This window comes from Kineococcus endophyticus, from assembly GCF_040796495.1.
Taxonomy (GTDB): domain Bacteria; phylum Actinomycetota; class Actinomycetes; order Actinomycetales; family Kineococcaceae; genus Kineococcus; species Kineococcus endophyticus.
Genome location: NZ_JBFNQN010000013.1, coordinates 124187 through 136788 on the forward strand (window position 1 = coordinate 124187; position 12602 = coordinate 136788).

Consider the following 12602-nt stretch of genomic DNA (forward strand, 5'->3'; position numbering starts at 1 on the left):
CCCGGCGCCTCAGAACGGGGCGACGAGCTTGACCACCGACTCGACCACGACCCGGCTCGCCGAGCCGTCCCCGTAGGGGCTCGGCAGGGTCTGCAGCCGGGCTGGGTCGTCGGCCAGGGCGCGGCGGACGGCGGCGGCGAGCCGCAGTCCGCCGGGCACGAGAGTGGTGAAGGTGCCCAGGACCTCGGGACGCTCGGTCGCGCGGCGCACGAGCAGGGCCGGGCGCTTGAGGACGGAGGCCTCCTCGGCCGCGCCCTCCGCGTCCGAGACGAGCACGGCCGCTCGGTGCTGGACGACCGTCCTCTGCACGGGGTCCAGCGACCCCAGGACCGTGCACCGGTCCAGCAGGCCGCCGAACCCCAGCTCCCGCCACCGGTCCGCCGTCGACGGGCCGGCCGGGACGACCACCGGCAACCCGGCCTCGACGAGCGTCGCGACCTCCCCCAGGAGCTGGGCGAGCAGCTCGGGCTGTCCGGTGTGGTCGGGCCGGTCCACCGTGAGCAGCACGTACCCGGCCGGCAGCCGCAGCTCGGCGGCCAGGGCGTCCTGGGTGGCGTCGTCGGGCAGCAACCGGTGCAGCGACTCCACGACGGGGTCACCCGTGAGCAGGATCCGCTCGTCGGCGACGCCCTCGGCGCGCAGGGCGGCCACGGCCGCGGCGGAGGGGGCGCAGCACAGGTCGGCCAGGCCGTCCACGACCCGGCGGTGGTGCTCCTCGGGCTGCCGCCGGTCGTGGCTGCGCAGCCCCGCGCCGAGGTGCACGAGGTGCAGCCCCGCCGCGTTGGCGGCCAGCGCGCCCGCCAGGGCCGCGGTGCCGCCGCCGTGGACGAGCACCGCCGACGGCCGGTGCCCGGCGAGGACGTCGGCGAGCCCGGCCACGAGGGCGCCGAGCACCCGGCCCGACCCTCCGGAGGGCACCTCCACGTCCTCGCAGGCGCCGTCGGTCGCGGGTCGGGGCAGCCCGGTGGCCTCGCCGGTCCGCACCAGCACCCCGGCGGCCCCGAGCCGCTGCACCACCTCCGCCGTGCGCGTCGCGTCGAGGCCGTCGCCCACGACGACCGCGACCGGTCCGGGGGCGCCGTCCCCGACGGGGAAGCCCAGGGGCCGGCGCAGCACCCGCGGACGGTCGGGCGCCGCCGGCGCCGGGACGGACGGGCTGAGCGTCGGGGAGACCACACGCGGACGCTAGGACGGCACCGGCCCCCGGGCAGGCCGCGCGTGGGCCGATCGGGGCCGTGTTCACCCGCACCCCGCACGACCTCTCGCACACGGTGACCGGGCGGCAGCGGTGCGTCGCGGCACGGGGGTGACGGGCTCGTGTCGGACCGGCGACCTACCCTCGACCCCGTGCCCGACCCCGCCACCTACCGCCCCAAGCCGGGGGAGATCCCGGTCGAACCCGGGGTGTACCGCTTCCGCGACCCGCACGGCCGGGTGATCTACGTCGGCAAGGCCAAGAGCCTGCGGGCCCGCCTGTCGAACTACTTCCAGGACCTGTCCGCGCTGCACCCGCGCACCATGGCCATGGTCACCACGGCCGCCAGCGTCGAGTGGACCGTCGTGGCCACCGAGGTCGAGGCCCTGCAGCTGGAGTACTCCTGGATCAAGGAGTACGACCCCCGCTTCAACGTCAAGTACCGCGACGACAAGTCCTACCCGTACCTCGCCGTCACCATGGGCGACGAGTTCCCGCGCGTGCAGGTCATGCGCGGCGCCAAGCGCAAGGGCACCCGCTACTTCGGTCCGTACACCCACGCCTGGGCCATCCGCGAGACCGTCGACCTGCTGCTGCGCGTCTTCCCCGTCCGCACGTGCTCGACGGGGGTCTTCAAGCGCGCCGGCCAGGTCGGCCGCCCCTGCCTGCTGGGGTACATCGACAAGTGCTCCGCGCCCTGCGTCGGGAAGGTGTCCGCCGAGGACCACAAGGACCTCGCGCAGGACTTCTGCGACTTCATGGCCGGCAACACCGCCAAGTTCGTCCGCCGCGCCGAGCGCGAGATGAAGGCCGCCGCCGCCGAGATGGACTACGAGCGCGCGGCCCGCCTCCGGGACGACCTCGGCGCCCTCACCAAGGCCCTGGAGAAGTCCGCCGTCGTCCTGCCCGACGCGACCGACGCCGACGTGTTCGCCATCGCCGACGACGAGCTCGAGGCCGCCGTGCAGGTGTTCCACGTCCGGGGTGGACGCGTCCGCGGCCAGCGCGGGTGGATCTCCGAGAAGGTCGAGGACGTCGGCACCCCCGAACTCGTCGAGCAGCTGCTGCTGCAGGTGTACGGCGGCGAGACCGGCGAGGGCGTGCCCCGCGAGGTGCTCGTCCCCGAGCTGCCGGCCACCGTCGAGGCCGACGTGGAGGACTGGCTCAGCGAGCTGCGCGGCTCCCGCGTGGACCTGCGCGTCCCCCAGCGCGGGGACAAGCGCGCCCTGATGGAGACGGTGCACCGCAACGCGACCCAGGCCCTGGCCCTGCACAAGACCCGCCGTGGCGGGGACCTCACCACCCGCAGCCTGGCCCTGCAGGAGCTGCAGGAGGCCCTCGGCCTGGAGGAGGCCCCGCTGCGCATCGAGTGCTACGACGTCTCCCACACCCAGGAGACCAACGTCGTCGCCTCCATGGTCGTCTTCGAGGACGGCCTGCCGAAGAAGGCCGACTACCGGCGCTTCGCCGTCCGCGGCGACGAGGGCGGCGTGGACGACACCCGCGCGATGCGCGAGGTCCTGTCCCGGCGCTTCCGCCGGATGCGCTCGGAGCAGGACGGCGGGCCGGGCCAGAGCGCGGCGATCACGGAGAGCGCCGACGGCGTCGAGGTCGAGACGTCCGGAGCGGTCGGCGGGGAGGTTCTGGCCGGCATCGACCCCGAGACCGGTCGCCCCCGCCGCTTCGCCTACGCCCCCAACCTCGTCGTCGTCGACGGCGGCCGGCCCCAGGTCGAGGCCGCCGCGCGCGCCCTGGCCGACGTGGGGGTCGTCGACGTCGCCCTGTGCGGGCTCGCCAAGCGGCTGGAGGAGGTCTGGCTGCCGGGGGAGGAGCACCCCGTCGTCCTGCCCCGCACCAGCCAGGGGCTCTTCCTGCTGCAGCGCGTGCGCGACGAGGCCCACCGCTTCGCCATCACCTACCACCGCTCCAAGCGGTCCAAGGCGATGACGACCTCCGCGCTCGACGGCGTCCCCGGCCTCGGCCAGGCCCGCAAGACGGCGCTGCTCCGGCACTTCGGCTCCGTCAAGAAGCTGCGCGCCGCCACCGCCGAGGAGCTGGCCGCCGTCCCGGGCATGGGTGCCAAGACCGCCGCGGCCGTCGTGGAGGCGCTCGCGGGGTCGTCGGCGGCCACCGAACCCGCCGTCAACACCGCCACGGGGGAGCTCCTCGACTGAGCCCACCGTGGCGGGGAGTGCGACCACGGCAGGTGACCGGTCGACCGCGGCGAGTTCCCACCTCGTCGCGGACGACACGCCCGGGATGACAGGATGAGCGCGTGCAGGAGACGGCGGAGGGCGTGGACCCGCGGGACGGGGCGGACGCCCGGAGTTCTGCGGGCACCGGACCGGACCGGCAGCGGCGGCCCGAACTGCTCATCATCACCGGGATGTCCGGCGCGGGGCGGTCCACGACGGGCAAGGCCCTCGAGGACCTCGGCTGGTACGTCGTGGACAACCTGCCGCCGCAGATGCTCGAACCGCTCGCCGAGCTCGCGGCCCGTGCAGGACAGGCGATCCCGCGCCTGGCCGTCGTCGTCGACGTCCGCGGCCGCAGCTTCTTCGCCGAGCTGACCGGCGCGCTCGCCGCCCTCGACACCCGGCACGTCTCCCCGCGGGTGCTGTTCCTCGACGCCACCGACGAGGTCCTCGTCCGCCGGTTCGAGTCCGTCCGGCGCCCACACCCGCTGCAGGGCGACGACCGCATCGTCGACGGCATCGCCCGCGAACGGGCCCTGACGGGCGAGCTGCGCGCCCGCGCCGACGTCGTCGTGGACTCCAGCTCCTTCAACGTCCACCAGCTCGGCGCGCTCGTCGCCTCCCTCTTCGAGGCCGACCGCGCCGACGACCTGCGCGTGACCGTCATGAGCTTCGGCTTCAAGTACGGCACCCCCGCCGACGCCGAGCACGTCGCCGACGTGCGGTTCATCCCGAACCCGCACTGGGAACCGGAGCTGCGGCCGCTCACCGGCCAGGACGCGCCCGTCTCCCGGTTCGTGCTCGCCGCCGAGGGCGCCACCCCGTTCCTTGACCGCTACGAGTCCGCGCTGGCCCCCGTCTTCGACGGCTACCGCCGCGAGAACAAGCGGTACGCGACCATCGCCATCGGGTGCACCGGTGGCAAGCACCGCTCGGTGGCGATGGCCGAGGAGCTCGGCGCCCGCCTGCGCCGCGACGGCGTCCCCGTCCGCGTGCTGCACCGCGACCTGGGTCGGGAGTGAGACCCCTGCCCGAGTCCACCCACCCCTCCGCCACCAGCTTCCCCACCGGCCTCATCCCCACGGTCGGCGCCCTGGCCCCCGTCGCCGCGCCCTCGAGCGCCCCGGCGGTCGTCGCGCTCGGCGGCGGCCACGGCCTGTCCGCCTCGCTGTCCGCGCTGCGCCACCTCACCGACCGCCTCACGGCCGTCGTCACCGTCGCCGACGACGGCGGGTCGTCCGGACGCCTGCGCCGCGAACTCGGCGGGCTGCCGCCGGGGGACCTGCGGATGGCCCTGTCCGCCCTGTGCGACGACTCCGAGTGGGGCCGCACCTGGCGCGACGTGCTGCAGCACCGCTTCTCCAGCGAGGGGTCCCTGCACCAGCACGCCACCGGCAACCTGCTCATCGCGACGCTGTGGGAGCTGCTCGGCGACGAGGTCGCCGGCCTGGACTGGGTGGGCCGGCTGCTCGGCGCCCGGGGCCGGGTCCTGCCCATGGCCGCCGTCCCGCTCGACATCGTCGCCGACGTCCTGGGACTCGTCCCGGGCGCGCCCGACGAGCTCACCGAGGTGCGCGGCCAGGTCGCGGTCGCCTCCACCACCGGTCGGGTCGCCAACGTCCGGCTGCTGCCGCCGGACCCGCCCGTGCGGCCGGAGGTCGTCGAGGCGATCACGACGGCGGACTGGGTCGTGCTCGGCCCCGGGTCCTGGTTCACCAGCGTCCTGCCGCACCTCATGGTCCCGGGGCTCGCGCAGGCCCTGACGCGGACCTCGGCGCGGACCTGCGTCACCCTCAACCTCGCCGTGCAGCCGGGGGAGACCGACGGCTTCAGCGCCGAGGCCCACCTGGAGGTCCTCGCCGCGCACGCGCCGGACCTGCGGGTGGACGCCGTCCTGGCCGACCCGGTGGCCGTGACCGACGTGGACGCCCTGCGGTCCGTCGCCGATTCGATGGGTGCGAACCTGTTGCTGCGCACCGTGTCCGTGGGGGACGGAACCCCCCGGCACGACGCGCTGCGGCTCGCGGCGGCCTACCGTGACGTCTTCGCGGCGGGGCCCTGACCAGGCGGGGGGCAGCGCGCGGCGCAGCGCGAGCAGACGGACGAGCACAGGCACAGCGGACGAGGGTCCCGGGGGAGGACGCACCATGGCGATGACGGCGGCGGTCAAGGACGAGCTGAGCCGGTTGCCGGTGACGACGACGGCGGCGCGCAAGGCCGAGGTGTCGGTCATGCTCCGCTTCGCCGGCGGCCTGCACATCGTGTCCGGGCGCATCGTCATCGAGGCCGAGCTCGACTCCGCCTCGATCGCGCGGCGGCTGCGGCGCGACATCGCCGACGTCTTCGGCCACCCCAGCGACCTGCTCGTCGTGCAGGCCGGCGGGCTGCGCCGCGCCACCCGCTACGTGCTGCGCGTCGCGCGCGACGGTGAGTCCCTGGCCCGCCAGACGGGGCTGCTCGACGGCCGCGGGCGGCCCGTGCGCGGTCTGCCCTCGCACATCGTCTCCAGCTCCACCCAGATCGCCGAGGCCGCCTGGCGCGGGGCGTTCCTGGCCCGCGGCTCCCTCACCGAACCCGGCCGGTCCGCCGCGCTCGAGGTCACCTGCCCCGGCCCGGAGGCGGCGCTCGCCCTCGTCGGCGCCGCCCGCCGGCTGGAGCTGTCGGCCAAGGCGCGCGAGGTGCGCGGGGTGGACCGCGTCGTCCTGCGCGACGGCGACGCGATCTCGGCGCTGCTGACGCGCCTCGGAGCGCACGACGCGATGATGACGTGGGAGGAGCGGCGCATGCGCCGCGAGGTGCGGGCGACCGCCAACCGCCTCGCGAACTTCGACGACGCCAACCTGCGTCGCTCGGCGCGGGCCGCGGTCGCGGCGGGCGCACGCGTGGAGCGGGCCCTGGAACTCCTCGGCGAGGACATCCCCGACCACCTGCTGCAGGCCGGCCGGCTCCGGCTGGAGCACAAGCAGGCCAGCCTCGAGGAGCTCGGCCAGCTCGCGGACCCGCCCATGACCAAGGACGCGATCGCCGGCCGCATCCGGCGGCTGCTGGGGATGGCGGACAAGAAGGCCATCGAGCTCGGTGTGCCGGGCACGGAGTCGGGCCTGACGGCGGACATGCTCGACGCCTGAGCCACCCCGGGTCCGCGACGACGTGACGCAGGCCATAGGGTCGTGCCGACGCCGCGGGGCCCGCGGCGGGTGCCCCCGGTCGTCAGCGGGGTACCGCACCAGTACTGATCACGTACGGGACGCACGAGACGCACCCGGCCCGCCCGGTCACGGGGTGCGTCAAGGGATGGAGAGCGCATGACCACTCGGGTCGGCATCAACGGATTCGGCCGCATCGGCCGCAACTTCTTCCGCGCCGCACTCGCGCAGAACGCGGACGTCGAGATCGTGGCGGTCAACGACCTCACCGACGCCAAGGCGCTGGCGCACCTGCTCAAGCACGACTCCATCCTCGGCAAGCTCGCCGAGGACGTGCGCGTCGAGGGCGACTCGATCGTCGTCGGGTCGAAGAGCGTCAAGGTGCTCGCCGACCGCGACCCCGCCAACCTCGGCTGGGGCGACCTGGGCGTGGACGTCGTCGTGGAGTCCACCGGCTTCTTCACCGACGGCGAGAAGGCCAAGGCCCACCTGGCCGCCGGCGCCAAGAAGGTCGTCATCTCCGCGCCCGCCACCAACAACGACGTCACCGTCGTCATGGGCGTCAACGACTCCGACTACGACGCCTCGAAGCACTCGCTGATCTCGAACGCGTCCTGCACCACCAACTGCCTGGCCCCGCTGGCCAAGGTCCTCGACGACGCCTTCGGCATCGAGCGCGGCCTCATGACCACGGTCCACGCCTACACCGCGGACCAGAACCTGCAGGACGGCCCGCACAAGGACCTGCGCCGCGCCCGCGCCGCCGCCCTGAACATCGTCCCGACCTCGACGGGGGCCGCCAAGGCCATCGGCCTGGTCCTGCCGACGCTCAAGGGCAAGCTCGACGGGTACGCGCTGCGCGTGCCGGTCCCGACCGGTTCGGCGACCGACCTCACCGTCACCCTGGGCCGCGAGGTCACCGCCGACGAGGTCGACGCCGCCTACAAGGCCGCGGCCGAGGGCCCGCTCAAGGGCTACCTCGTGTACTCCGACGAGCCGCTGGTCTCCTCCGACATCGTCACCGACCCGGCGTCGTGCATCTACGACTCCGGCCTGACGAAGGTCAACGGCAACCAGGTCAAGGTCGTCGGCTGGTACGACAACGAGTGGGGCTACTCCAACCGCCTCGTGGACCTCGTCACGCTCGTGGGTTCCTCCCTCTGAGCCTCTGACACACTCCGGCCCGGACACTCGCGCGCACAGCACGAGTGCCCGGGCCGTCGTCCGTCCGGACCCGGACGGCAGCAGGATCCGGACAGCAGCAGAAGGGAACGTCCGTGAAGACCATCGACGACCTCGAGGCCCAGCTCGGCGGCCTCGCCGGCAAGCGGGTCCTCGTCCGCAGCGACCTCAACGTCCCCCTGGACCACTCCGGTGAGCAGCCGGTCATCACCGACGACGGCCGCATCCGCGCGTCGGTCCCGACGCTGCGGCGCCTCCTGGACGCCGGTGCCCGCGTCGTCGTGACGGCCCACCTCGGCCGTCCGAAGGGTGCCCCCGAGGCCAGGTACTCCCTCGCCCCGGTGCACGCCCGCCTGGCCGAGCTGCTGGACGGCGTGGACGTCGCCTTCTGCCCCGTCACGGTGGGCGCCGAGGCGACCGCCGCCGTGGCGGACCTGGGCGACGGGCAGGTCCTGCTGCTGGAGAACATCCGCTTCAACGCCGGTGAGACCAGCAAGGACGAGGGGGAGCGCGGTGCCTTCGCCGACGAGCTCGCCGCCCTGGCCGACGCCTACGTCTCCGACGGCTTCGGCGCGGTCCACCGCAAGCACGCCAGCGTCTACGACGTCGCACGCCGGCTGCCGCACGCCGCCGGCGGTCTCGTGGCGACCGAGGTCGAGGTCCTGCGCCGGCTGACGACCCACCCGGAACGGCCCTACGCCGTCGTCCTGGGCGGGTCGAAGGTCTCCGACAAGCTCGGCGTCATCGACAACCTCCTCGGCTCGCTCCTGACGTCGGGGGACCGCCTCCTCGTCGGCGGCGGCATGGTCTTCACGTTCCTCGCCGCGACGGGTCGCGAGGTCGGCAAGAGCCTGCTCGAGGCCGACCAGCTCGACCGGGTCCGCGGGTACGTGCAGAGCGCGCAGGACAAGGGCGTCGAGCTCGTCCTGCCCACCGACGTCGTCGCCGCGACGGCCTTCGCCGCCGACGCCGACCCGCAGGTCGTCTCCGCGGACGCGATCCCGGCCGACCGCCTCGGCCTCGACATCGGCCCCGACTCCGCCGCGACCTTCGCCGCGGCCCTCGCCGACGCCCGGACGGTGTTCTGGAACGGCCCCATGGGCGTGTTCGAGATGGAGCCCTACGCCGGCGGCACCCGTGCCGTGGCGCAGGCCCTCGTCGACGCGAAGGTCGCCTCCGGCGCGTTCAGCGTCGTGGGCGGGGGCGACTCGGCCGCCGCCGTGCGCACGCTCGGCTTCGCCGACGAGCAGTTCGGGCACATCTCCACCGGTGGTGGGGCGAGCCTGGAGTACCTCGAGGGCAAGCAGCTGCCCGGCCTCGACGTCCTCGACTGACACCCCACCCGAACCCCACCGACCTCGACGACCCGCAGGAAGGCGCACCGATGCCCCGCACCCCGCTCATCGCCGGCAACTGGAAGATGGTCCTGGACCACCAGCAGGGAACCCTGCTGGTCCAGAAGCTCGACTGGACCCTCAAGGACGCCAAGCACGACTACTCGGCCGTCGAGGTCGCCGTGCTGCCCTCGCACACGAGCCTGCGCACCGTGCAGACGCTCATCGAGGGCGACAAGCTCTCCGTGCGCCTCGGCGCCCAGGACGTCTCCGAGCACGACTCCGGGGCCTACACCGGTGAGGTGTCGGCCGCGCAGCTCGCCAAGCTCGGCGTCGCGTACGTGGCGGTCGGGCACTCCGAGCGCCGCCAGTACCACGGTGAGACCGACGCCGTGGTGCGTGCGAAGACGGCCAAGGCGCTGGCCGGCGGGATCGTCCCCATCGTCTGCGTGGGGGAGCCGTTGGAGGTCCGCAAGGCCGAGCAGCACGTCGAGCACACCGTCGGGCAGGTCACCCAGGCCCTCACGGGCCTGACGGCCGAGCAGGTCGCCGGGCTGGTGCTGGCCTACGAGCCGGTGTGGGCCATCGGGACCGGCGAGGTCGCGACGCCCGAGGACGCCCAGGAGGTGTGCTCCGCACTGCGCTCCGCCGTGGCCGAGCAGTTCGACCAGACGACGGCCGACGCCGTGAGGATCCTCTACGGCGGCAGCGTGAAGCCCGCCAACATCGCCTCGATCATGAAGCAGCCGGACGTCGACGGCGCCCTCGTCGGCGGGGCCAGCACGGACGCGGGCGACTTCGCCGCGATCGTGCGCTTCCGCGATCATCCGGCCTGAGGACGGCCGGTGATGGCCTAGGCTGGGCGGCGTGAGCGTCCTCCGCATCGTGCTGCAGGTGATCCTCGCGATCTCCAGCCTCTTCCTGACCCTGCTCATCCTGCTGCACAAGGGGAAGGGGGGCGGCCTGTCGGACATGTTCGGCGGCGGCGTCACCACGAGCCTGTCGGGCTCGAGCATGGCCGAGCGGAACCTCAACCGCTTCACGATCACGATCGGCTGCGTCTGGTTCGCGACCGTCGTGCTGCTCGGCCTGGTCGAGCGCTTCACCAACGAGTTCTGAGGAGACGACCGACGTGGCAGGTGGCAACGCCATCCGTGGCAGCAGGGTCGGCGCCGGCCCCATGGGGGAGGCGGAACGCGGTGACACCGCACCCCGCATCCGCATCTCGTACTGGTGCGCCAACGGGCACGAGACGAAGCCCAGCTTCGCCGAGGAGTCCGGGGTCGAGCCGCCGGAGACGTGGGACTGCCCGCGCTGCGGGTTCCCCGCCGGGACGGACCGGAGCAACCCGCCGGCTCCGCCGAAGAACGAGCCCTACAAGACGCACCTCGCCTACGTGAAGGAGCGCCGCTCCGACGCCGACGGCGAGGCCATCCTCAACGAGGCGCTGGACTCGCTGCGGGCGCGCGGTCTCATCCGCTGAGCCTCCCCGAGCACACGAAGGCCCCCTGCACACCGTGCAGGGGGCCTTCGTCGTCTCCGTGGTCCGTGCCTCAGAGGTCGGCGGCCGCGGCCTCATCGACGAGCCAGAGCGTCCGGTCGGTGCCGAAGACGCCGGCGGCCGGGGTCTCGGCGACGTCGCCCGCGGCGACGCCGCGCGCAACCGCGGCGGCCTTCTCCGCCCCCGCGGCGACGAGCCACACCTGCCGGGCCCGTGCAATCGCCCCGAACGTGAACGAGACGCGCAACGGCGGGGGCTTGGGGGACTCCCGGATGCCGACGACGCTGGACTCGTCGCGCGCCAGCCCCGGGTGGTGGGGGAAGAGCGAGGCGACGTGCCCGTCGGGGCCCATGCCCAGCAGCAGGACGTCGAACGCGGGCACCTCCGCGCCGTCGCCGTGCTGCAGCAGCTCGGCGGCGTAGCGGGCGGCGGCCGCGTCCAGGTCGTCGCCGTCGGGCCCGTCGACGGCCGGCGGGTAGTGGACGGTCGAGACGTCGAGGTCCAGCGCGCCGAGGAGGGCGTCCTGGGCCTGCGTCGCGTTCCGCTCCGGGTCGCCCGTCGGCAGGAACCGCTCGTCGGACCACCAGAAGTGCACCCGGCGCCAGTCCACCGTGTCCCGGCTCGCCGCCGCGGCGACCGCCGCGAGCGTCTTGCCGCCGATGGTGCCGCCCGTCAGCGAGACGTGCGCGACGCCCCGGGCGGACTGGGCGTCGGCCAGCGCCGTGACGAGCCGGTCGGCGGTGGCCGACGCGAGCACCTCCGGCGTGGCGTACCGGACGACGGAGACGTCGGAGCGGCTCACCGGCCCACCGCCCCGCGGGCGGCGCGGGCGCGCGGCGCGGTCTTCCCCGCCGCTGCCTTCGTCGCGACCGGTGCGGCGGCCTTCTTGCCGGCGGTTGCGCGCTTGCGGACCGTGGCACCCTTCGGCGTCTCGGAGTCGGGGGCCTCACCGGCGACCGGGGACGTGCCGTCGGAGCGCTCCTGCTCCGGCGGTGCGCCCTTCATCTGCTCGGACACCACGGCCGAAGCAGCCTCGGCGGCGGCCTGGCGCGCGGCGGCACCCCGGCTGCCCGAGAGCTTCCCGGCGTGCTCGGCGTCGCGGGCGGACATGACCTTCTTGCTGACCTGGGGCAGGCCGTCGCGCAGCACCTCGCCGTAGACCTCGTCGGGGTCCAGACGCCGCAGCTCCTCCGTCAGGCAGTCCTTCACCTGACGTCGGGCCAGGGACAGGCGCCGGTCGGGCTGACCGGGCTGGGTCAACGTGGCGACCGTCGCGTCGGGGCGGATCAGTTCCACCGCACCGGACTTGCGTTCCAGGCGGACGCTCTGCACGCCCGTTCCACGCCGGGTCCGGGCCCGCACGACCGGCGCCTTGAGCTTGGCCGCCAACCACGCGGCGAGCAGCTCGGTGCTCGGGCTGTCCGGGGCGCCCGCGACCGTGATCGACGTGACCGGCTCGTAGGGCGGCTGGTCCAGCGCCGCCGCGAGCAGCGCGCGCCAGTTCGTCAGCCGCGTCCAGGCGAGGTCGGTGTCGCCCTCGCGGTACGTCGTCCGCCGGGCCTCCAGCGCCTTGGCCGGGTCGCGCGACTCCGCGGAGTCGGTGATGCGGCGCTGGGCGATGCGGCCGATGGAGTCGGTGCGCAGGTCGTCCGGGGCCGAACCCGGCCAGTAGGCCACGATCGGCGCGTCCGGCAGCAGCAGCGAGACGATGGTCGTCTCGCCGTGCTCCACGAGCGGGCCGTAGGCGCGCAGCACGATGACCTCGCTGGCGCCGGCGTCCCCGCCGACGCGGATCTGCGCATCGAGCCGGGCGGCGCCCCGCTTGTTGCCGCGGGCCAGCACGAGCACCCGGCAGGGGTGCTCGCGGCTGGCCTCGTTGGCCGCGGCGATGGCGTCCTCGGCGTGGGCGTCGTCGGTGATGACGACGAGCGTCAGCACCCGGCCGAGGGCCACGGCCCCGCCGGAGTCGCGCAGGTCGATGAGCGCCTTGTTGATGGCGCTCGTCGACGTGCTGGGCAGGTCGATGATCATCGCGAGACCTCTCTGGTG

General features: G+C 74.3%; 12 protein-coding genes. 9 read left to right on the forward strand and 3 right to left on the reverse strand.

The window, feature by feature from the left end:
• Positions 1–9: 9 nt before the first annotated feature.
• A complete protein-coding gene (locus tag AB1207_RS18605) occupies positions 10–1176 on the reverse strand; it encodes a UDP-N-acetylglucosamine 2-epimerase (RefSeq protein ID WP_367639899.1) in 1167 nt (388 codons plus the stop codon).
• A gap of 171 nt (positions 1177–1347) precedes the next feature.
• Between AB1207_RS18605 and uvrC the strand changes: the two genes are divergently transcribed.
• The 9 genes from uvrC to AB1207_RS18650 all read left to right on the forward strand — a co-directional run bounded on the left by uvrC (position 1348) and on the right by AB1207_RS18650 (position 10535).
• Complete coding sequence (uvrC, locus tag AB1207_RS18610; protein ID WP_367639900.1) at positions 1348–3369, forward strand: excinuclease ABC subunit UvrC; 2022 nt, start codon at positions 1348–1350, stop codon at positions 3367–3369.
• Positions 3370–3563: 194 nt separating this feature from the next.
• Complete coding sequence (gene rapZ, locus AB1207_RS18615) at positions 3564–4412, forward strand: RNase adapter RapZ (RefSeq protein ID WP_437178984.1); 849 nt, start codon at positions 3564–3566, stop codon at positions 4410–4412.
• A gap of 53 nt (positions 4413–4465) precedes the next feature.
• A complete protein-coding gene (locus AB1207_RS18620; RefSeq protein ID WP_367639948.1) occupies positions 4466–5452 on the forward strand; it encodes a gluconeogenesis factor YvcK family protein in 987 nt (328 codons plus the stop codon).
• An 85-nt stretch (positions 5453–5537) separates the two neighbouring features.
• The gene (whiA, locus tag AB1207_RS18625) at positions 5538–6518 is read left to right on the forward strand and encodes a DNA-binding protein WhiA (protein ID WP_367639901.1); all 981 of its coding nucleotides are present in this window, start codon (positions 5538–5540) and stop codon (positions 6516–6518) included.
• Between the two features lie 177 nt (positions 6519–6695).
• The gene (gap, locus tag AB1207_RS18630; protein ID WP_367639902.1) at positions 6696–7700 is read left to right on the forward strand and encodes a type I glyceraldehyde-3-phosphate dehydrogenase; all 1005 of its coding nucleotides are present in this window, start codon (positions 6696–6698) and stop codon (positions 7698–7700) included.
• Positions 7701–7813: 113 nt separating this feature from the next.
• Positions 7814–9052, forward strand: a complete 1239-nt coding sequence (locus tag AB1207_RS18635) for a phosphoglycerate kinase (protein ID WP_367639903.1) — start codon at positions 7814–7816, stop codon at positions 9050–9052.
• 50 nt (positions 9053–9102) lie between these two features.
• The gene (gene tpiA, locus AB1207_RS18640) at positions 9103–9888 is read left to right on the forward strand and encodes a triose-phosphate isomerase (protein ID WP_367639904.1); all 786 of its coding nucleotides are present in this window, start codon (positions 9103–9105) and stop codon (positions 9886–9888) included.
• 31 nt (positions 9889–9919) lie between these two features.
• Positions 9920–10171, forward strand: coding sequence for a preprotein translocase subunit SecG (secG, locus tag AB1207_RS18645; RefSeq protein ID WP_106206194.1), 252 nt, complete (start codon positions 9920–9922; stop codon positions 10169–10171).
• Positions 10172–10184: 13 nt separating this feature from the next.
• Positions 10185–10535, forward strand: a complete 351-nt coding sequence (locus AB1207_RS18650) for an RNA polymerase-binding protein RbpA (RefSeq protein ID WP_366173646.1) — start codon at positions 10185–10187, stop codon at positions 10533–10535.
• 70 nt (positions 10536–10605) lie between these two features.
• Here AB1207_RS18650 and pgl read toward each other — a convergent pair whose 3' ends face one another.
• Both pgl and opcA read right to left on the reverse strand, forming a co-directional pair.
• Positions 10606–11355 carry a 6-phosphogluconolactonase gene (gene pgl, locus AB1207_RS18655; protein WP_367639905.1) on the reverse strand — a complete coding sequence of 250 codons (750 nt, stop codon included), beginning with the start codon at positions 11353–11355 and terminating at the stop codon, positions 10606–10608.
• Positions 11352–12584, reverse strand: a complete 1233-nt coding sequence (opcA, locus tag AB1207_RS18660; RefSeq protein ID WP_367639906.1) for a glucose-6-phosphate dehydrogenase assembly protein OpcA — start codon at positions 12582–12584, stop codon at positions 11352–11354. Before opcA ends, pgl begins: the two co-directional genes overlap by 4 nt.
• Positions 12585–12602: the final 18 nt, after the last annotated feature.